The organism is Hymenobacter rubidus (assembly GCF_016734815.1).
GTDB lineage: Bacteria > Bacteroidota > Bacteroidia > Cytophagales > Hymenobacteraceae > Hymenobacter > Hymenobacter rubidus.
This window is the reverse complement of record NZ_JAERQF010000011.1, coordinates 84248-105179: the sequence shown is the minus strand read 5'-3', so window position 1 is coordinate 105179 and position 20932 is coordinate 84248. Positions and strand designations below refer to the sequence as shown.

Here is a 20932-nt window from a genome sequence, read left to right as displayed (position 1 = left end):
TGGCAGTCGACCATTGCCATGCAATCCAGTAGCTCCCATAAAAATTAGCATTTCTGGCCCCAACAAAAAAGCCGCCCTGCAGGGCGGCTTTTTTGTTGGGGCCAGAAATGCTATTGCGAATCTGTGTAATCCGTCAAATCCGTTACAATCTGCGGTCTTACTTCACTACCTCAACCCAGCCCTTCTTACTCGTGCCGTTGGGCAGCGTGAGCAGGTAGTAGTAGGTGCCGGAGGCGATGTTGTCGTCGCTGCCCCAGTTGTTCTGGTAGTTGGTGGATTTGTACACCTCGCGGCCCCAGCGGTTGAACACCGTGAACGTGTTGCCAGGGTAGAGCTGGATGTTGTCAATCACCAGCACGTCGTTTTTGCCGTCGTGGTTAGGCGTGATGATGTTGTAGGTCTTGGTATCGTTCGTGAAGGTCACGCCCACCTCGTTAGAGTTGGAAAGCAGGGCCGTGGCGCCGGTGCTCACGGCCACCACCCGGAAGTTCTGGCTGAAGCCTGCACCAGAAGCCGAGCCGGCATTCGCGTTGGGTACCGTGGCCGTCAGGGTGTTGCCCGAGGTTGTAATCACAGGCGTGGGTACGAGCTGGGCAGCAGTGCCGTTGTCGGCACGACGGTAGATGCGGTATTCCGCCACCGGGAAGCCCACATAGGCGTTCCAGGTAAGGGTCGTTTTGCCCTGGTCGTAGCCACCTAGCCCATTAGTAGGCGTAGCCACCAGACGGATGGTTTGCGCGCCGGTGCTGTTTACCACCGTGCCGCAGCCGTTGGTCAGGTCCAGCTGGTACTCGTAGGTGTTGGCGTTGGCGTCCACCGCATTATTGTCGGTGTAGGTAGTGGCCGAAGCCGGTACCGTACCAACCGGTGCAAACGTGCCTACACCCGCCACGCGGCGCAGGATGCGCACGGGGTTCGGAGTGCTGCCGCTGCTCGGGGCGCTCAAAGTCAGGATGACGCGGTTGTTGCTGGTCGCATCAACCGAAGCCACGGTCAGCGTCACGCTGGGGTTGTCGAGCGTGATGGTGCGGGTAGTGGCCGGCCCGGCGCAGGACGCCGGAGTAGCTGTCGTTTCCACCGCACTCACCGTGTAGGGAGCTGTGCCGTTGAACAGTACCGTTACCTGACTGCTGCCGGCACCTGCCGTCACAATGCCACCGGTCACAGTCCACTGATAGGTCGAGCCGGCCGTTGCATTGGCAATGCTGTACTGCTGCGGCGTGGCCACGTTGCAGACGAAGGCCGAGCCCGAAATGGTGGGGGCCACCGGGGTGGGGTTCACCGTGAACGGCGTGGTATAGAGTGGGCCGGTGCAGCCGGCCGAAGTGGTTTCGCGCACCGTGAGCGAATACGTGCCGGGGGCTGGCAGCGTGGTCAGGGTGCGGGTGCTGCCGGTGCCGGCTACCGTCGTACCGTTCAGCTGGAACACGTAGGTCGAGCCGGTGAAGCCACCGGGCAGCGAGAACGTCACGGGGCCGCCGGTCTGGCACACGCGTACCGGGCTCACAATGGCCAGCGTGGTGAGGGGCGAGGGGTTGATGAGTACCTGCAGTGCCTGCGAAGTGCCGCGGCAAACGCCACCGGATGGGTTGCTCGTTTCAGTTACGACAATAGTACCGGTAGTGGGCGTCGTCACGGGGTCCCATTGCACGGTCACCGTGTTCTGGAAGGTGCTCACCTGCCGCCCGCCCGTGATTACCCACGAGTAGCTGGAGCCATTGGCATAAGCGCCGCTGGTATAAGTGTAAGGACCATCGGCCTGGCAAACCGAGCGCGGCAGCGGCGGGGCGGCAATGATGTCGCCGGGGCCCGTGGGCCGTACCGTTTGCAGCTGCTGGTTGATGATGATGTTCAGCGTGGTGGTGTCCGAAGAGCATCCTTGTGCATTCAGGCTGAATACTTTGACGTAGCCGCCGGTGCTGGCCACGCCCCAGTCCACGGTGATGGCCGGAGTGCCGTTGCCACTGGTAATCTGACCACCGCGAATGAGCCACTGGAAAGCCGTACCCACGGGGTTCGCCACCGAGTAAGCAATACCGGTGACCGTGGGGCAGACCGAAACCGGACCGACAATGGTGGAAGGAGCGGGGCGGGGATTAATTGTCACGACCACGGCATCGGTTGTGAAGCACTGATTGACGGTTTGTCCATCAGTAGCCGTCACCGTATACGTACGGGTAATAGGCGCGCCAGTAGTATTCGAAGCAGTGAGGACTGGTTGGGCAGCGGTTGGATTACTCAAGCCGGTGGTTGGGCTCCAACTGTATGTGTAGCCAGCGCGGGCCGGTGTGCCCAGCGTCAAGCGCTTCAGGTCGCAGACGGCCACATCGGGGCCAGCATCGGCCACGGCCGCTGGTGCCACAGTCACAGTTACCGTGTTGGTGGCCACACAACCATTCGCGGTAGTGGCCGTCAAGGTATAAGTGTAAACAATGGGCGCGCTCGTTGTATTCACGATGGAGACACGGGTGCCCGGCGAATTTGGATTAGTCAGACCAGTTGTAGGCGTCCAAGCATAAGTAGTGCCCGGGACAGAAATGGGTGAGCCAATATCAGTAAATGCGCCCGAGCAGACGGGGAGGTTTGGGCTGGTGCCGACATTGGCCACGGCGGCGGGGAACACGGTGACGACGACGGTGCTGGAGGCGGTGCAGCCGTTGGCGGTGGTGGCGGTCAGGGTGTAGGTCTGGGTGATGTTGGCGGTGCCCAGGTTGGGCAGGGTCACGGTCGGGGTCAGCACCGTGGCGCTGCTCAGGCCTGTAGTGGGGCTCCAGGCGTAGGTGGTGCCGGCCACGGGCGTGCCGCTGCCGATGACCACGCCCACGTTCGAGCACGTCGACTTGGCCGGGCCCGCATCGGCCACGGCAGCCGGGTTCACCGTCACGGCCACGGTGCTGGTGGCCGTGCAGCCTTGGGCCGTGGTGGCGGTCAGGGTGTAGGTAGTGGTGACGGGCGCGCCCGTGGTATTAGGCAGCGTGAGGGTAGGGGTGAGTGCAGTCGCGCTGCTCAGGCCCGTGGTGGGGGTCCAGGCGTAGGTGGTGCCGGTTACAGCCGTGCCGCTGCCAATGGTAATGGCCACGTTCGAGCAGGTGGTTTTGGCCGGTCCGGCGTTGGCCACCGCCGCCTGGTTCACGGTCACGGCTACGGTGCTGGTGGCTACGCAGCTATTGCCGGTAGTAGCCGTCAGGGTATAGGTGGTGGTAATTGGAGCGCCGGTGGTATTGGTCAGTGTAATGGTGGGGTTGATAACCGTCGGGTCGTTCAGGCCCGTGGTGGGGGTCCAGGCATACGTAGTGCCAGCTACCGCCGTGCCACTGCCCAGCGTTGCGGTGCCACCCGAGCAGAAGCTCACGGCTGGGCCCGCATTGGCCACGGCGGCGGGGAATACGGTGACGACGACGGTGCTGGAGGCGGTGCAGCCGTTGGCGGTGGTGGCGGTCAGGGTGTAGGTCTGGGTGATGTTGGCGGTGCCCAGGTTGGGCAGGGTCACGGTCGGGGTCAGCACCGTGGCGCTGCTCAGGCCTGTAGTGGGGCTCCAGGCGTAGGTGGTGCCGGCCACGGGCGTGCCGCTGCCGATGACCACGCCCACGTTCGAGCACGTCGACTTGGCCGGGCCCGCATCGGCTACAGCGGCGGGGTTGATGGTCACCACAACTGTAGCGGTGGCCACGCAGCCGTTGGCGGTGGTGGCCGTCAGCGTGTAGGTAGTGGAAATTGGGGCGCCCGTGGTGTTGGTGCCGGTCACGGTGGGGTTAGATGCGGTGGTGCTGCTCAGGCCCGTGGCCGGGCTCCAGCTGTAGCTGGTGCCGGCCACCGGGGCCGTGCCCAGCGTGGCCGACAGGCCCGAGCAGAAGCTCACCGCCGGGCCCGGCGTGGCCACTGCCGCCGGGTTCACGGTCACGGCCACGGTGCTGGTGGCCACGCAGCCGCTGCCGGTGGTGGCGGTCAGCGTATAAGTAGTGGTGATGGGCGCGCCGGTGGTGTTAGTCAGCGTGATGGTCGGCGTCAGCGAAGTGGCGCTGCTCAAACCTGTGATAGGTGTCCAAGCATAAGTAGTGCCAGCTACTGGCGTGCCGCTGCCCAGCGTAGCCGATAAACCCGAGCAGAAGCTCACCGCCGGGCCCGCGTCGGCTACAGCGGCGGGGTTGATAGTCACGACAACCGTGGCGGTGGCCACGCAGCCGTTGGCGGTGGTGGCGGTCAGGGTGTAGGTAGTGGAAATTGGGGCGCCCGTGGTGTTGGTGCCGGTCACGGTGGGGTTAGATGCGGTGGTGCTGCTCAGGCCCGTGGCCGGGCTCCAGCTGTAGCTGGTGCCGGCCACCGGGGCCGTGCCCAGCGTGGCCGACAGGCCCGAGCAGAAGCTCACCGCCGGGCCCGGCGTGGCCACTGCCGCCGGGTTCACCGTAACTACAACTGTAGAAGTAGCAGAGCAACCGGTAGCATTGGTCGCGGTTACGGTGTACGTCGTTGTGGTAGGTGCACCGGTGGTGTTGGCTATGGTTGCGGTGGGCTGCGCCGCGGTGGTGCTGCTTAGGCCAGTAGCCGGACTCCAGCTGTAGGTATAGCCCGGCAGAGCGGGTGTGCCCAGCGCGACCGAAGCCACGTTGGAGCAAGTGGCGCGGGCAGGCCCAGCGTCGGCCGTTGCGGCAGGGTTGACGGTAATGGTGACCGTGCCCTGGCTGGAACAGCTGCCATTTACCGATACCGTCAGGGTGTATACCTGGGTGATGGGGGCACCGGTGGTATTGGGCAGCGTCACGGTGGGCTGAGCGGCGGTGGTGCTGCTCAGGCCGATGGCCGGGCTCCAGCTATAAGTAGCACCCGCAATTGGGGCAGCGCCCAGGGGCGTAGAAGCAACACCGGGGCACACGCTGCGGTCGGCGCCGGCATTGGCGGTGGGCGGTGGGGTCACGGTCACGGTCACGGTGCCCGTAATGGTGCAAGTGCCATCGGTGCCCGTAACGGTATAGGTGGTAGTGGCAGTAGGCGATACCGTAATGGTGTTGCTGGTAGAAGACTGGCCGCCGCCCGACCAAGTGTAAGTCAGGCCGGCCTGGCCGGTAACCGTCAGCACCGACGAGCCGCCGAGGCAAATGTTGGGGGCACTGGCCGTAACGTTGAGGGCCGGCAAAGGCCGAATGTCTACCGATTTCGTGACCGAGTCAGTAGGGCAGCCGTAGGAGGAAATTCCTTTCACCACCAGCGTACCCGTGCTGTTGGCACTGGCCCAGGTCACGTTCACCGAACTGGTGCCCTGGCCGCTGTTGATGGTGCCACCCGTGATGCGCCAGCGGTACGAAGCCGGCGTGGCGCCCGTAGCCGTGTAGGTGCGCACGGTGGCGGGGTCGCACACGGTGGCCGGGCCGTTGATGGCCGTGGGGCCGGCGGCGCGGGTCACCGTCACCTGGAAAATGTCAACGGCCAGCTTGCCGCCGCAGCCATTGTCCTGCACTCGCACGCTGATGTCGTAGGGGTTGGCCCGGGCATTGCCACAGGTCGAATTGTAGACAAAGGTGCCCGAAACGGTGCCGTTGCCCGTGGCCGTGGCCGTGCCGGTCAGGTTACCGGGCAGCACCGTGCCGGTACTGCCGTTGAAGGTGGTGTTGTAAGGCCCGCTTCCATCGAGCAGGGCGCTGTTCACCGTGAGCACCAGCGGATGGTTATTGGCCTGCGTGGCCGAAATGGGGATGGACACCGATTGGCCTTCCTCAATGGTGTAGTTCCGGGGAACGTTCAGGGTCGGAATCACCGGCGGCGGCGTAGTGGGGCAGCTGGCTACCACAAGCTGCAAGTCACGCCGCGTAGTGCCAATAAGCACTTCCCGACCGTTGATGTTGCGGTACTCCGATACGTCTACCGCCACCACGTATTTGCCGAGGGTGGTGCCGCCGTACTTGGCTACCCCGGTACTGGCGTTGAGCAGCGCAAAGTTGCCGGCGCCTGGGCCAAAGGGAGCCGTTGCGCTGAAGTTCGGCTTGTAGGGCACCGGCTGGAAGTTGAAAACCGGCGGAGTGCTGGCGGTTACGTTCAGGCCGCCGTAAGGGGTCCCGAAGGAATACACCAGTCGGTCACCGTCGGCATCGTAGGCGTTGTTTAGCGTGAGTGTGGTGTCGTTCTGGCACACAATGGCCACGGCCGTATCCGAGAATACCGGCGAGCGGTTGTAAATCAGCGGCGTGGCCATGCTCACGGATAGCACCAGGTTTTGCCCGCCGGAGTTATTGATGTTGTCGATGTCGTTGTTGCGGGCGCCCAGCGAGAACACCGCATAGTAGCCATCGGCAGCAAAGGGCACGGTCACTATCTGCACGTAGCGGCAGAGGTAAAACGGCTGGCTGGGGCCTACTACCGCGCACCCGGCCGGCACATGGGGTGCAATGGGGTTGCCCAGCACACCTTGCCGGGCGGGAGAGTAGTTGCCCAGCACTGCACCGCCGGCTCCACTCGTACGGCTGTACACGGTAATCGGCGCAGTAGCGGGTGGCCCGGTAATGCCCGGAGTGGTCGGATACAGGCCGTTGCTGTAGATATTCACCGTGACTTCGTACCGAAAGGGCGACGCCGCCGGCCCGTTGGCATCGAGGTAGCGGTAGCTCATTTCACCGCCCAGCAGGTGAGTGGCTTGCGCCGGCCGAACTCCCAGAACGAGCAGCACCAGCAGTAAAATCGGCCCAAAAAAACGCCGTAGTAAGGTTGTGGACATATAAAAAAATGAAGGGTAGGAATGCGAAAGAACTCAGCCGGCGATACGTGGGTCGCCGGCTGAGTTTGGTGGGGGCTAGATGAACAACACGAAGACTACCTGGAAAATAAGCCTACTCGCGCACCAGGCGGCGCAGCGCCGTTTGGCCCTGAGCGTCGCGCAAGCGCAGCACATAGACTCCCGAAGCCAGGCCACTCAGGTCCAGCTCGGCGTCGGCGCCTGGGCCTAGCCGCAGGGTGGTGCGCAGCACGGTAGCGCCGAGCAGGTTCTGTACTTCGGTGGTGTAGAGGCCGGCGGCAGCAGCGTCGGGCAGGCTCAGTTTCACGTGGCCATCTTGCGTCGGGTTAGGAAAGAGGCCGAGGCTGGGCAGCGCCAGTGCATCGCGGGTAGCCAGGGGCAACACGCGCAACTGGTAGTCCTCTACTTCCGCATTGGCAATGTTGATGGCGCAGGCGTTGGGGGCGTTCGTGTTCACAACGGCCTGCACCCGGACGCGGTAAGTATTGCCGCTCGCGGTAGTGGGCACGGCGATAACACCGGTAAAGGTGCTCGGCGGCGGAATAGTAGTGGGGGCCCCGTTTATCACCAGCTCCGAAGTATCGAACGTGCCGTTGCGGTTCCAGTCAACCCACACAGCGGTGCGGTGCTGAATGGCCAGGTTGGTGCCCACCGTGAAGTTGAGCGACGTGCCGGGATACGTGGAAATCAGCGGCGTCGTATATAAGGTATAGCCCGTAGCCGAATTCACGGAGTTGTTGGTGAAGGCTGGGGTAGCGTTCGAAGCGCTCACCGACGTAATCCAGAACGAATTGCCGGTGCCGTTGGAAGCGCAGTACGTGAGGCAGGGCACCTGAATGGTTACCGCATTCAACCGCGTTACGCTGGCCGTGCCGTTGGTATTGGTGGCCGACAACGTCACGTTATAAGTGCCCGATGCGGCGTAGGTGTGCAGCGGGTTTTGCTGCGTTTGCTGCGGACCGGTGTAGCCATCGCCAAAATCCCAGAGCCAAGAAGTGGGCAGGTTGGTGGTGAGGTCGGTGAACTGAATGGGGTTCACGCAGCCGCCGGCCACGTAGTTGGTGCTGAAGTTGACCGAGGGCGGCAGCGTGTTGGGCCGGGCAATGACGGTGTAGTCTTCGGCCTGGCCGGCTGTTTGGTTGGTGCAGGGGCCCATGGCCGAGCCCACGGCATCGGCAATCACGCGCAGGCGCAGGGGCTGGTTGAGGACAGTGCCGGTGGGCACCGTGAACGTGAACGTAGTGCCAGGGCTGGCCGTGTTCAGGCTCACGAATAGCTGCTCGGTGGTGGTCAGAATACCGTCGTTGTTTTTGTCGAGGTACACCCGGATATCGTGCGGGTTGGTGCCGCCGGTGGTGATAATCATTGGGTAGTTAACGCCGGCAATCACCTCGGTGCGCTGGGGGCAGGTGAAATCCTGGTAGCCCGCGCTGCCGTCGGCCGAAGTGTTGTCGATGGTGCCCAACCGGAAGCGGGTGATGCCGTAGTTGGCAAAATAGGCGCTGGTGAGGGGCGTGCAGCTGGCCGCCAGGGGCACCGACGTATTGTACACAATGGAAGTGGCAGCGCTGGTGTTCGAGCCGGCTGCGTTGGTGGCCGTCAGGGTTACGGAGTAGGTGCCGGCCGTGGTGTAGCAGTGGTTGGGGTTGCGCAGGGTGCTGACGGGGGTGCCGTCGCCGAAGTTCCAGCTCCAGGAGGTAGGCACGTTCTGGCTGGCATCGGTGAACTGCACGCACCCGGTGCAGGTGGTGTTGCCGCTGGTGGTGAAGGCTGCCACGGGCGGGTTAACGTTAGCCGACAGGGTTACGCTGTAGTCCTCCGTTTGCGAATAGACGGGTGTGGAGCAGGAGGTGGGGATGGGGCTGCCAAAGTAGTCGGTGGCCACTCGCATGCGCAGGCGGGTGCCCAGCACGGCAGTGCCGGGCGGGGTGAAGGTGCCCGAGTGCGTGGCCGTAGTGCCCACCAAGTCCTGGAAAACCAACTCGTTGGCGCTGAAGGCTCCGTCGTTGCTGTAGTCAATCCAGACCAATACGTTTTGCACGGCATTGGTGGTGGTGCGTACGCTGATGGGGTAGCTCTGGCCCACTACCAACGGGGCGTTGGCCGTGCAGGTAAAATCGTGGTAGCCGGTGGTGTAGGCCGTGCGGTTGGCCAGAACGCTCGTCCCAACCGTTACGTTGAGGATAGCCAGGCCGAAGGAAGAGGCAATGGGGCTGCTGGCAGTGCCCGGCGTGCAGGCCGCCGCCACCATGCCGCACGTGCCCTGCGCCTGGGCCGTAGGCGACGCGCCCAGCGCCAGTAAAACAGCCAAAAAAACCGGTGCAAGCCGGGTCCACGAACGTAAGAGTGGGTTCATACGGTACTAAGAGGAAAAGAAATAGAATTCAGTGGATAAATGTAAGCAGAAAACAAGGATGAAGCAGTCAAAATCGGCCGTTTTTAAATTTCAATCGGCCACATCCGAACTTGATGCGACCATTACCTAAAAATGCGCGCAACGGTATAGGCAGATATTATGCTTGCGCCACAATCGATTGATTTATCCAAAAACTGTTGCACAAAAATCGCACCACCCGGCCGTAAGTTTGCCTATATTTTTTGATAAACGCTTTCCACGGGCTCCTGCGAGCTTTTTTCCTTTATGGCAACTCCCACAGTTCTCATCACCGGCGGCACTTCGGGCATTGGCCGGGCCTGTGCGCTGGCCTTTGGCCGCGCCGGCTACCGGGTGGCCTTCACCGGACGCGACGAAGCCAAGCTGACCGACACAGCCCACGCGCTGACGGCCGCGGGCATTGCCAACCTGCCCATCCGGGCCGATGTGGGCGACGAGGCCGCCGCGGAACGCGCCGTGCAGGAGGCCGTGGCCCGCTTCGGCGGCCTCAACGTACTGCTGAACAACGCGGGCATCTCCATGCGCGCCCGCTTTCAGGATGCGGACTTGGACGTGATTAAGCGGCTGATGCAGACCAATTTTTTTGGCACCGTGTTCAGCACCAAGTTTGCGCTGCCGCACCTGCTGGCCAGCAAGGGCAGCATTGTGGGCATCAGCAGCATTGCGGGGTATCGGGGGCTGCCGGGCCGCACGGGCTACTCGGCCTCCAAATTTGCGATGAACGGCTTTCTGGAAGCGTTGCGCACCGAACTGCTCGACCAGGGGGTGCACGTGCTCACCGCTGCGCCGGGCTTCACGGCTTCCAATATTCGGCAGACCGCCCTGGCGGCCGATGGCTCGGCGCAGGGCGAATCGCCGCGCGACGAAGGCGCCATGATGAGCAGCGAGGCCGTGGCCGAGGAAATTCTCAAGGCCGTGCAGCAGCGCAAGCGCACCATCACCCTCACCGGCCAGGGCAAGCTGGTGGTTTTCCTCAATAAGCTCCTGCCCGGTCTGAGTGATAAGCTGGTGCTGAACCACTTCCGCAAAGAAGAAAAGGGCGTGGACGTGGGGTAAGGTTTGCAGAGAAAGTAAAAGCAGAACGTCATGCTGAGCGCAGTCGAAGCATCTCGCGTGCGGTAGTAATTCAATCGTTGAAAGGGGATTGATTACTACCACGAGCGAGATGCTTCGGCTGCGCTCAGCATGACGTGCTTTTTATAGCTTGGTAATAATCGCCTCTTACAACGACGCCTTCTGCGCCAGCTTCACGGCTTCGTACATGTCCACTACGCCACCGGTGACGGAAAGCGTGGAGAAGTCGGCTTTCTTATCGGTGCCGGGCACTAGTACTTGCGTGTGGTGCACCTGGGCCGACTGCATGATGATGCGCTTCAAGTCGGTAGCCGTGAGCTTGGGAAAGTAGGATTTGAGCACGGCGGCGATGCCGGCCGTGACGGGCGAGGCCATGCTGGTGCCGCTTTCGTTGCCGTAGGTGCTGCCCGGCAACGTGCTGTAGATGCCCACGCCGGGCGCAAATACGTCGACGCCTTTCTTGCTGTAGTTTGAGAATTCGGCGGGGAGGGCGGGGCTGTCTTTGGGGCCCGAGGCGCCCACGGTGAGCAGGTTGGGGATGGTGGCCTTGTTGATGTAGAAGGAGGCCGGGTAGTTGTCGGCCAGGTCGAGGTTGTGGTTTTCGTTGCCGGCGGCGTGCACCAGCAGCACGTTTTTGCTGGCCGCGTACTTAAAGGCGGCTTCCACGGCCGGGCGCTGGGGCGAGAATTCCTTGCCGAAGCTCATGTTGATAATCTGCGCGCCGTTGTCCACGGCGTAGCGGATGGCGTTGGCAATATCCTTGTCGCGCTCGTCGCCGTCGGGCACGGCGCGCACCATCATGATGCGCACCGGGTCGGCGGCAATGCCCTGGATGCCCTGGTTGTTATCGCGCACGGCCGCGATGATGCCCGACACGTGGGTGCCGTGGGTGGGGTCGGGGCCTTGCAGGTCGTTGTTGCCGTAGTTGCGCTGGTTCACGTCGTTGGGGTTGTCCTTCACGATGTCGGCCCGCGGGTTGAAGTCCAGGTTCAGCGAATTGTCCAGCATGCTGCGCTCCTGCTTGGCGGCGCCGTTCAGTTCCTTGAGCAGGGCATCGGCGTCGGGGACGCCGGTCTGGCGCAGCATGCCCAGCAGGCCGCCCACCACCTGTTGTAGGTTGGGGTCGTTGGGTTGGGCGTTGCGCAGGGCCACCGTGTCCAGCTTTTCAGTGCCCAGCGACTTCTTTAATGCAGCTACCATCATGGTCAGCGGGCCCACATTATCGTCAACGTACTGCGCCCGCTCGCCTTCTTCCTTCAGGCGGGCTTTGTAGGCTTTTTCGGCTTTTTGGTAGAGCGCAAAATCGGCCTGGTCGGCGGGCTTCACCGTCTTGGCGGTTTTGCCGAGGAAGCGCTTGCGCCCGGCCGCCACGATGCGCGTCATTTCCAGGGTTTCGGCGTTCACGTTGCGGCCGTCGGGGCCGCCGAGGAAGTTCCAGCCGTGCACATCGTCCACGTAGCCGTTGTGGTCGTCGTCGATGCCATTGCCGGGAATTTCCTTGTAGTTGCGCCACAGCACGGGCTTCAGGTCGACGTGGGCGGTGTCGATGCCGGAATCAATGACGGCCACCACCACGGGCGTCGGCACCAGGTTTTTGAGGATTTCGGTGTAGGCCCGGGTGGCCCCGATGCCGGGCACCTTGTCGAGCTGCGGGTCTTTGAGGTACCACTGAGCGGCGCTCTGGTCACCGGCCGGAGACGGGGTGGAAGCCGGCGTGTTTATGGATTGGGCCTGCCCCAGCATGGGCGAGGCAATGAACGCCAGCGCAAGCGACCAGCGGTGGAGGGGGTAAATCGTCATGAGCAAAGGAAAGAGCCGCGACACTGCGGCGGGTGTGCGAAGTAAACCAAGATTCAGGTAACTAAATTTCAGCGGAGCCAAAGACGTGCCAGCGCCGCAAGCTGTTGCGCCCCGTTCCCAGGCTTTTGCCTGCCGTGGTTCTTTTATATTGCGCCCATGTCCGACGCCTCCGCTGCTCCCGCTGCTTCGTGCCTGAACTGCGGCCATGCCCTGGCCCCGCCCGGCTGCTTTTGCCCCCGCTGCGGGCAGGCGCCGGCCCACCGCCTGAGTACCGCCCACGTGCTGCACGAGGTGCTGCACGTATTCACCCACGCCGACAAGGGCAACTTCGCCTTCATCCCGCTGGTGCTGCTGCGGCCGGGTGTGCTGGTAGCCGACTACCTGGCGGGGCGTCGTAAGCGGCACTTCAACCCGTTTCAATTCCTGCTGCTGGCCGTGGGCCTGGCCACGCTGCTGGGCGTGAAGCTGCATTACTACGAGGGCGTGGGCAGCGGCGTGGTGGCCCAGATGCAGCGCCACGCCACCTTGAACGCCGCCCAACTGGGCCGCGTCGAAGGGTATTTCCACGCCATTGGGGCGTTTTTCAACGTGTGGTGGCTGGTGCTGTTGCCTCTGCAGGCGCTCCTGACCTGGGCCGTTTACCGCTGGCGCGGTCTCAACTACGCCGAAGCCGTGCTGGTGCAGGTGGTGATGGGCTGCGCGTTTCAGCTCATTCTGCTGGTGGCGCTGCCCGCCGCCGTGCTGCTGCAGGTGCGGCAGGCCGGCCTGAGCACGGCCATTCTGCAGGCGCTTATCATCGTCACCTACCTGGCCCTCATCGGCCGGCAGGGACTGGGACTCAGCTGGCGGGGCGCACTGGGCCGGGCCGTGCTGGTGGGCGTGCTGGCCGGCCTGCTCAACTACGCGCTCAACTACGCCGCCTTCAACCTCTATGTGTATCAGGGTTGAGGGAGGAACCACCTGGTCCGACCGCCCTAGGCGGTCTGACCGGTCGAAGTAAGTGCAGATGGCAAACGAAATATAGCAACCCTTTCATCTCGTTCGCCCTTCAACCGGTCGGACCGCCTAGGGCGGTCGGACCGGACCACGCGCCTCGTCCGGTAACTTCACGCCCTCAACCCGGTTTCTCGCGCATGACTCGTTCCCTACGCCCGCTCCTCACGGCCTTATTGCTCATTGCTCATTGCTCATTTTTCATTGAGACGGAGGCGCAAACGCCCAAAACCTACACCTCCTCCGAAATCCTGCTGGGCCTCAAGAAGCTCAACGTCCTCGGCTCGGTGATGTACCTGGCCGCCCACCCCGACGACGAAAACACCCGCCTCATCGCCTACATGGCCAACGAGCGCCTCCTCGAAACCAGCTACCTGAGCTGCACCCGCGGCGACGGCGGCCAGAACCTCATCGGCCCCGAGCTGCGCGAAGGCCTCGGCGTGATTCGCACGCAGGAGCTGCTGGCGGCCCGGCGCCTCGACGGCGGCCGGCAGTTCTTCACCCGCGCCAACGACTTCGGCTTCTCCAAAACCTCCGACGAAACCTTTCGCATCTGGGACAAGGAGCAGGTGCTCGCCGACATGGTGTGGGTCATCCGCCAGCGCCGGCCCGACGTGCTCATCACCCGCTTCCCGCCCGATGCCCGCGCCGGCCACGGCCACCACCAGGCCAGCGCCATCCTCGCCGCCGAAGCCTTCGACGCCGCCGGCGACCCCAAGCGCTTCCCCGAACAGCTCCAGTACGTGCAAGCCTGGCAGCCCAAGCGGCTATTCTGGAACACCGGCAGCTTCTTCGTGAAGCCCGGCGAAAACATGGACGGCTACCTCCGGCTCGATGCCGGCGGCTACAACCCCCTGCTGGGCCAGAGCTACGGCGAAATCGCGGCCCGCAGCCGCAGCAACCACCGCAGCCAGGGCTTCGGCTCGGCCGCCCAGCGGGGCGAGGCGCTGGAGTATTTCCAGCCCGTGAAAGGCGCCACCGCCACCAAAGACCTGTTCGACGGCGTGGACCAGACCTGGAACCGGGTGCCCGGCGGCGCGGCCGTGGGCAAGCTCATCGAGGAGGTGATTCGCAAGTATGACCCGAGCAACCCCAGCGCCAGCGTGGCGGGGCTGCTGAAGGCGCGTAAATCAATTTCAGATTTGCAATCCAAGGCTGGTAATCGAGACAATCAAACGACCCTTTATTGGGTGCGTGAGAAATTTGAAGCCATCGACAAGCTTCTGCAAGCAGCATCCGGAATCTACGTGGGCGCGACAGCAACGGAAGCAACCGCAATTTCGGGGCAGAAGCTTCCGGTTAACGTTGAAATTGTCAGTCGCGCAACGGGGGGCAGCGTTGTGTTACGCTCTATTTCATCAGAAGATTACAGCGGTAAAACGAGTCCTCTGAATAAAGAACTCAAGCAGAATATTGCGGTAAACGAAAAGCTCGAATTATCCATTGCGGATACGATGTCTATTTCACAGCCGTATTGGCTTCGCAAAACAGGAACCGTGGGTATGTATCAGGTGCCTGATATAATCAGTACCCGATGCTACTATCCGGGTTGCAAAGGTCCGCTTGTGATAACGCGTCAGCAGATTATCGGACAGCCAGAAAATTTCCCTTCGGCGGCAGTAGACTGTGAATTTCTAATCAATGGCGAAACATTAGCATTCACCGTCCCCGTCCAATACAAGCACACCGACCCCGTGCTGGGCGAATTATACCAGCCGCTGGCCGTGGTGCCGCCCGTGCTGGTGAACCTGCCGCCCGCCCGTTCCTATATTTTCACCAATCTACAGGCCCAGGTAAGTGGTGGCTTCGGACAAACAGTGCCAGTGACATTGCGCGCCGGCCGGGCTAGGGTAAGCGGGAGCGTGGCCTTGCAAGTGCCGGCCGGTTGGCGGGTCACGCCCGCCACGATTCCTTTCAGTTTGACGAATAAAGACGACGAGCAAACAGTATCCTTTAAAATTTCTCCGACTACGACTACCGAAGGCAAAGCAGAGTTGCGCGCCGTGGCAACGGTTGACGGTCAAACGTACACCCGCGGCATCCAGAAGATTGAGTACCCGCACATCCCCACGCAGTTCCTCTTCCCCGAAGCCGTGGCCCCGCTGGTGAAGCTCGACCTGAAGCGGCGCGGCCAGAACGTGGCCTATCTCATGGGCGCCGGCGACGAAGTGCCCGACGCCCTGCGCCAAATCGGCTACAACGTGACCCTGCTCGAACCCAAGGACCTCACGGCAGCAAATCTCAAGAAATTCGACGCCCTCGTGGTCGGCATCCGCGCCTACAACACCGTCGACCGCCTCAAAACCCAGCAGCCCGAAATCCTCAAATACATCGAGCAGGGCGGCAACGTGGTGGTGCAATACGTGGTGAACCGCGGCACCGTGCTGCCCGAAATCGGCCCGTACCCCATGACGCTTTCGACGGACCGCGTGACCGTGGAAGACGCCCCCGTGACCCTCTCGAAGCACCCGCTGCTGGCCGCCCCGAACAAGATTACGGCGGAAGATTTCAAAGGCTGGGTGCAGGAGCAGGGCCTCTATTACCCCTCGAAATGGGACCCAAAATACCAGACCGTCATTTCCAGCAGCGACCCCGGCGAAGCGCCCAAGGAAAGCGCCATTCTGGTGACGGACTATGGCAAGGGGCACTACATCTACACGGGCTTGTCGCTGTTTCGGGAGCTGCCGGCGGGCGTGCCGGGCGCCTACCGCATTATCACGAACATGATTTCCTACGGCAAGGAAGTGGCGCAGTAGCGCGAACTTTGTAGTTCGCGTCTCCGCTCCAGTAGCCGGAGTACGCAAACGTATTTTTACGCTATGTCCGCCCCCATCACCTCCCTCGACCAACTCGACCCAAACGGCTCCTATACCTACGCCGACTACCTCAGCTGGCAGTTCACCGAGCTGGTTGAGTTGCTGCGCGGCAAAATCATGCGCCGCATGAGTGCGCCCACCGATGCCCATCAGGCGTTGGTCGGCGAGCTTTATCGTCGGCTGGCAAACCACCTGTATCGGCAGCCCTGCCAGGTGCGCGTGGCCCCTTACGATGTGCGCCTGCCCAAGCCCGGCACCACGGCCGATGCCGCCATTTATACCGTGGTGCAGCCCGACCTCTGCGTTATCTGCGACCCATCTAAAATAGAATCCCGGGGCTGCCTCGGTGCGCCCGATTTAATTATTGAAGTAGTGTCGCCCCGCACGGCCGCCCGCGACTGGAAAGACAAATTCGACCTCTACGAAGAAGCCGGCGTGGGCGAATACTGGATTGTGCTGCCCCAGGAAAACGACATTTCGGTGTTTGTGCTGGACGAAGCCACCGCCCGCTACCAGCTGGCGGGTGAGTACGCCAGTCCGGGGGCTATTCCGTGCCACACCCTGCCGGGCCTGGAGCTGGACTGGGCCGATATTTTCGCGGATAAACCCAGGTAAAGCGGTTTCCTGGGCTTCTGATTTTACTTTGCAGGTCGTTTGGGCTGTTTGTCCGGCGACCTGACCTGTTTATATTCGAATTGATTTCCTCCGCGCCAGCGCCGCCGTGGCTCCCCTCTCCGCGGGAGAGGGGCCGGGGGTGAGGTTGCGGCGCGGAGGGCGAAAACACGCACATGCTCACAGTAGAAAAAATCGGCGGCACCTCGATGACCGCCTTTGCCGATGTTCTCGACAACATCATCTTCCACGGCCGCGAGGGCCGCGAGTTGTACAACCGCATTTTGGTGGTGTCGGCCTATGCCAACGTCACCAACTGGCTGCTGGAGAATAAGAAAACCGGGGCACCCGGCGTCTACTACCACATCAGCCAGCAGCAGGAGTTTCGGGCGGCGCTGCAAGCCGTGGCGGTGAAGCTACAAGAACTGAACAAGAACTACGAGCCCCTGGGCCTTAACCTGGCCGTGGCCAATGCCTTCATTCAGCAGCGCATCGACCAGGCCCAAACCTACCTCGACAGCCTGGTGAACGTGCTGGCCTCGGGCTACGTCAACAGCACCAATATTCTGCAGGCGGCCCGCGAAATTCTGGCGTCGATAGGGGAGGCGCACTCGGCTTTCAACTCGGTCAATATCCTGCAAAGCCGGGGCGTGCATGCCACGCTGGTCGACCTCAGCGGCTTTGACGATTCACACGCCCTCACCATCGATGAGCGCATCAAGCAAGCCTTTGCCGACATTGAATTCGCCAAAACCATCTGCATCGCCACCGGCTACACCAAGGGCACCGAGGGCATTATGCGCGAATTCGACCGAGGCTATTCCGAAGTGACTTTTAGCAAGATTGCCGTGGCCGTGCACCCCAAAGAGGCCATTATTCACAAGGAATACCACCTCAGCTCCGCCGACCCCAACCTGGTGGGCGTGGACCAGTGCCATCCCATCGGCTTCACCAACTACGACGTGGCCGACCAGCTGGCCGACGTGGGCATGGAAGCCATTCACCCCAAAGCCTCGAAGCCGCTGGAAATAAACGCCATCGACCTGCGCATCAAAAATACCTTCGAGCCCGACCACCCCGGCACCCTCATCACCCGCGATTTTGTGTCGAAGGATAAACACGTCGAAGTCATCACCGGCACCGATAAAGTCGTCATCATCGACATTCACGACCCGCTGATGGTGGGCGCCGCCGGCTTCGACCTGCACCTGATGCAGGTGTTCTACGACCTGGGCGTGAGCTACATCTTCAAGGCTACCAGCGCCAACAGCATCTCGCTGCTCATCTGGGAAAAGGACCTCAAGCCCCAGCTCGTGGCCGCCCTCGAAGCCAAGTACGAAAACGTGACCGTGCAAACCGCCGCCCTGGTCTGCCTCATCGGCTCCAACATCGACGAGCCCGGCCTGCTGGCCCGCGCCGCCGGCGCCCTCGCCGATTCGGGCATCAACATCCGCAGCGCCGGCTTTGCGCTGCGCAAAGTGAACATCCAGTTCATCGTGGGCCGCGAGGATTACAACACCGCCATCGTGGCCCTCAACCAGGCGCTGGGGTAAGCGAAGTAGCGCGAACTTTGTAGTTCGCGTCCCCTCGCCGTTGGTGTCAATCTCAGCGGCGCGGGGACGCGAACTACAAAGTTCGCGCTACAATCCATGACGCTCCGCCAGTTCCTGCTTTTCACAGCCATTTCGTTGCCGGCCTGCGGCCTGCTCATCCTGTTGCTCGACCAGCCGCTGGCCGGGTTCATTCATGGGCATTTCACTTGGGCGGTGCCGTTGTTTGCTGCCCTCACCGCCGCCGCCGATGCCGCGCACGATGCCCTGATGGCGCACGTGGTGGGCCTGCCCGTTATTTTTCTGGCACTGGGGCTGGCCTTCGGCGTCGGCCGCTACGCCCTCAAAAAACGCGGTGCTACATTGTTCCTCATCTTGCTGCTCACCCACGAGTTTAGCATGGTGCTGGCCAATGTGCTGAAGGGTGCCGTGCACCGCCTGCGGCCCGAAGTGCAGTTCGGGGGCGGCTATGTGGGCTCGGGGCTGTGGGCCGCCGGGCCGCACAACGACTCGTTTCCGTCGTACCACACGGCCGTTTATTTCAGCTTGTTCTGGCCGTTGGCGCTGGCGTTTCCGCGTTGGCGCGTGCCGCTGCTGGTGCTGCCGGGCCTCGTTGCACTGGGCCGGCTGGTGCTGGGCGCGCACTACCTCAGCGACGTCTGGTTTTCGTTGTGGCTGGTGGTGGCGCTCACGTTCCTGTTCGGGCAGCTGCAACGGCCCACCCCGGCGGGATGAGCAAGTAGCGCAGACGTCGTAGTCCGCGCTACCGCGTCAAATCTGTACGCCCTGCCAACCTCATTTGCGGCCTTGCGTTCAACCGGCTACCGGCGCGTGCCGGGTTTTGCATTTTCATGAGAAATCACTTCTGCTTCACCGCGACATGGGCGCTTAGCGCGCTGCTGATTGTTTCCGCCTGCTCGTCTTCCAAACCGGTGGCCAATCCGAAGCTCGTGGTGCTGGGCCATGCCGGTTCCGGCTTTTTTACGCCCATTAGCCCCTTCAATTTCAGGCCCCCAAGCAGCTGGCGCGGCATTCGCCACGCCCTGCGCCTGGGCACCGACGGCGTCGAAATCGACCTGCAAATGAGCCGCGACAGTGTGGTGATGCTCTACCACGACCAGGAACTTAGCAACAGCAGCACCGGCACGGGCTGCGTGAGCCAGCGCACCGCCGCGGAACTTACCCAGCTGCGCTACCGCGGCGGTTTTCCCTATGACCTGTTTCAGAAAGAACGGCCCGTCACCTTCGATACCGTTCTGGCCCGCCTCAGCCGCCGCCCGGTGTTCCCATTCATCCACCTCGATTTGCACGAGGACGACCAATGCCTGCCCGCCGGCCACCAGCATGAAAAGGTGCCGCTTCTCATCCGACAGATTGCGCGCAGCCTGCGCCGCTACCGTGTGCCCATGGGGCAGGTGCTGCTCATCACGCAGGAAAGCAGCACGGTGGCGCTGGCACGGCGCGCCATGCCCGGCATCCGCATCGGTTTCGAAATAGCCTCCGACGAATTTGCCTTCGGTCTGAAAGTAGCCCAGACGGAGAAAGTTCATACCGTGGTGCTCGATGCCGACCGGGTAACGCCCGAACAGGCAGCCCAGGCCCACGCCGCCGGTCTGAAAGTCGTAGTGTTTGGTGGCCGTTCGCCCAAAGACATCCGCCGGGTGCTGGCCACCAAGCCCGATGAGCTGGAAGTCGACAACCCCAAACGTCTGCTGATTATGCAGGGCCGGCGAAAGGGGTAGCGCTGCCTGGAGCGGAGCAGAGGTACGGCCGTTTTGCGGTAGCGCGTGACCGTCATGCAGAGGCAGCGCATGATGGTTAAATGCCTTAGTTACTCGTTCAGAAGTAGCCCTATAAGCCTGAATGTCATGCTGAGCGGAGTCGAAGCATGACCATCTTTTATTGGGCGCTTACTCGTGCCTAGTTAAAACGAAAAGCCTCGACCCATTTCGGGGCCGAGGCTTTTGCTTTCTTTCTGCAAACCGGGCAGGTGTCAGGTAATAATACCAGAGAATTATTTGCCCATTTTTTTGGCTTCGGCCATCAAATCCTCGTTCATCTTCACGTACTCGCCGTTGGGTGGCGTGGCGGCCAGGGCGGCTTTCTTCGAGGCCTCTGCTGCTTTCGTTGCGCCGGCGTAGTCCTTCATCTTGAGGCGGATTTTGGCTTCCGTGTTCAGGTTCCAGAACTTGGTGGGCTCGGCGGCGTTGGCTTTCTCCATCCAGGCCAGGGCCTGCTTCAGGTCCTTGTTGTTGTCGTAGTAGTACACGGCGGCCGAGGCCAGGTCGGCGGGAGCAGGGGTGGCGGCTTTGGTGATTTTCTCGTCAATCTGGGCCATCACCTTGCTGTCCACATCGGCCGTGACCTTGAACTTGGCGCCGGTCATTTCCCACTCCATCGCCACATTGGCCGTGGCTGGGGTCAGGTCGGTGAAACTGATGGTGAAGGTTTCGATTTTGGTGGGCAGCTTGTAGGGCTTGATGGTGAAGCGGGCCACGTCCTGGTCGTCTTTGAAGCCATCCACGTCGGCGCCTTGTTTGAGGCTTTTGTTCAGCACCACGGTCCACTCCGTAGGGCGCGGAATGGTGTAGAGGCCATACTCGCCCGCGGGCACCTTCTTGCCTTCAATCACCACATCATCGGAAAACTTGATGCTGGTGGTGGCATTGGCGCCCGTGCGCCAGCGCTTGCCGTTGGGCACCAGCGAGTTGTCGCTGCCGAAAATGCTGCGGCCTTTGGCGCCGGGCCGTGAGTACACGATGGTAATATCCGTCAGGCCCACGCGCTGCGTGATGGTGCTTTGGGGGCTGGCGGCGGGCGTCTTGATTTGGGCGTGCGCGGCCGGCGCGGCCAGTAAGGTAGCAGCCGTCGCAACAGCAACGGAGAAACTCAGGAAGTGCTTGCTCATCAGTAAGAGAAAGGGTGAGGGTGTTAGTGTGGGGCTAAAAATACGAAACCCGCGCTTGGGGCG

11 protein-coding genes are annotated in these 20932 nt (G+C 62.2%); 7 read left to right on the top strand and 4 right to left on the bottom strand.

The features are described 5' to 3' along the window. Nucleotides 1–157 precede the first annotated feature (157 nt). Together JKL48_RS23395 and JKL48_RS10230 are read right to left on the bottom strand one after the other, a co-directional pair. The gene (locus JKL48_RS23395; protein WP_201982051.1) at nucleotides 158–6703 is read right to left on the bottom strand and encodes a T9SS type B sorting domain-containing protein; all 6546 of its coding nucleotides are present in this window, start codon (nucleotides 6701–6703) and stop codon (nucleotides 158–160) included. Nucleotides 6704–6815: 112 nt separating this feature from the next. Next, complete coding sequence (locus JKL48_RS10230) at nucleotides 6816–9032, bottom strand: GEVED domain-containing protein (protein WP_201982049.1); 2217 nt, start codon at nucleotides 9030–9032, stop codon at nucleotides 6816–6818. Between the two features lie 330 nt (nucleotides 9033–9362). Here JKL48_RS10230 and JKL48_RS10225 point away from each other — a divergent pair, with 330 nt between their 5' ends. Further along, nucleotides 9363–10172, top strand: coding sequence for an SDR family oxidoreductase (locus JKL48_RS10225; RefSeq protein WP_201982048.1), 810 nt, complete (start codon nucleotides 9363–9365; stop codon nucleotides 10170–10172). A gap of 165 nt (nucleotides 10173–10337) precedes the next feature. On the opposite strand, the gene JKL48_RS10220 is transcribed toward JKL48_RS10225, so the two are convergent. Continuing rightward, nucleotides 10338–11990, bottom strand: a complete 1653-nt coding sequence (locus JKL48_RS10220; protein WP_236668714.1) for a S8 family peptidase — start codon at nucleotides 11988–11990, stop codon at nucleotides 10338–10340. Between the two features lie 156 nt (nucleotides 11991–12146). Between JKL48_RS10220 and JKL48_RS10215 the strand changes: the two genes are divergently transcribed. From JKL48_RS10215 to JKL48_RS10190, 6 genes are all read left to right on the top strand, one after another. Further along, entirely contained in the window at nucleotides 12147–12938 is a 792-nt protein-coding gene (locus tag JKL48_RS10215) for a DUF3667 domain-containing protein (protein ID WP_201982047.1), read from the top strand. A 185-nt stretch (nucleotides 12939–13123) separates the two neighbouring features. Then, nucleotides 13124–15739, top strand: a complete 2616-nt coding sequence (locus JKL48_RS10210; protein ID WP_201982045.1) for a PIG-L family deacetylase — start codon at nucleotides 13124–13126, stop codon at nucleotides 15737–15739. 63 nt (nucleotides 15740–15802) lie between these two features. Continuing rightward, nucleotides 15803–16414, top strand: coding sequence for a Uma2 family endonuclease (locus JKL48_RS10205; protein WP_201982044.1), 612 nt, complete (start codon nucleotides 15803–15805; stop codon nucleotides 16412–16414). A gap of 173 nt (nucleotides 16415–16587) precedes the next feature. Beyond that, nucleotides 16588–17964, top strand: a complete 1377-nt coding sequence (locus JKL48_RS10200) for an aspartate kinase (protein WP_201982043.1) — start codon at nucleotides 16588–16590, stop codon at nucleotides 17962–17964. A gap of 96 nt (nucleotides 17965–18060) precedes the next feature. Beyond that, nucleotides 18061–18696 carry a phosphatase PAP2 family protein gene (locus JKL48_RS10195; protein WP_201982042.1) on the top strand — a complete coding sequence of 212 codons (636 nt, stop codon included), beginning with the start codon at nucleotides 18061–18063 and terminating at the stop codon, nucleotides 18694–18696. Between the two features lie 116 nt (nucleotides 18697–18812). Beyond that, entirely contained in the window at nucleotides 18813–19703 is an 891-nt protein-coding gene (locus tag JKL48_RS10190; RefSeq protein WP_201982039.1) for a glycerophosphodiester phosphodiesterase, read from the top strand. Between the two features lie 272 nt (nucleotides 19704–19975). On the opposite strand, the gene JKL48_RS10185 is transcribed toward JKL48_RS10190, so the two are convergent. Next, on the bottom strand, nucleotides 19976–20869 hold the full coding sequence (locus JKL48_RS10185) for a DUF2911 domain-containing protein (RefSeq protein WP_201982037.1): 894 nt from the start codon (nucleotides 20867–20869) through the stop codon (nucleotides 19976–19978). Nucleotides 20870–20932: the final 63 nt, after the last annotated feature.

What these genes read in the sequence shown, in the direction of transcription:
- JKL48_RS23395 (WP_201982051.1), bottom strand. Translation starts at nt 6,703, where the DNA reads ATGTCCACAACCTTACTACGGCGTTTTTTTGGGCCGATTTTACTGCTG.
- JKL48_RS10225 (WP_201982048.1), top strand. Translation starts at nt 9,363, where the DNA reads ATGGCAACTCCCACAGTTCTCATCACCGGCGGCACTTCGGGCATTGGC.
- JKL48_RS10220 (WP_236668714.1), bottom strand. Translation starts at nt 11,990, where the DNA reads ATGACGATTTACCCCCTCCACCGCTGGTCGCTTGCGCTGGCGTTCATT.
- JKL48_RS10215 (WP_201982047.1), top strand. Translation starts at nt 12,147, where the DNA reads ATGTCCGACGCCTCCGCTGCTCCCGCTGCTTCGTGCCTGAACTGCGGC.
- JKL48_RS10210 (WP_201982045.1), top strand. Translation starts at nt 13,124, where the DNA reads ATGACTCGTTCCCTACGCCCGCTCCTCACGGCCTTATTGCTCATTGCT.
- JKL48_RS10205 (WP_201982044.1), top strand. Translation starts at nt 15,803, where the DNA reads ATGTCCGCCCCCATCACCTCCCTCGACCAACTCGACCCAAACGGCTCC.
- JKL48_RS10200 (WP_201982043.1), top strand. Translation starts at nt 16,588, where the DNA reads ATGCTCACAGTAGAAAAAATCGGCGGCACCTCGATGACCGCCTTTGCC.
- JKL48_RS10195 (WP_201982042.1), top strand. Translation starts at nt 18,061, where the DNA reads ATGACGCTCCGCCAGTTCCTGCTTTTCACAGCCATTTCGTTGCCGGCC.
- JKL48_RS10190 (WP_201982039.1), top strand. Translation starts at nt 18,813, where the DNA reads ATGAGAAATCACTTCTGCTTCACCGCGACATGGGCGCTTAGCGCGCTG.
- JKL48_RS10185 (WP_201982037.1), bottom strand. Translation starts at nt 20,869, where the DNA reads ATGAGCAAGCACTTCCTGAGTTTCTCCGTTGCTGTTGCGACGGCTGCT.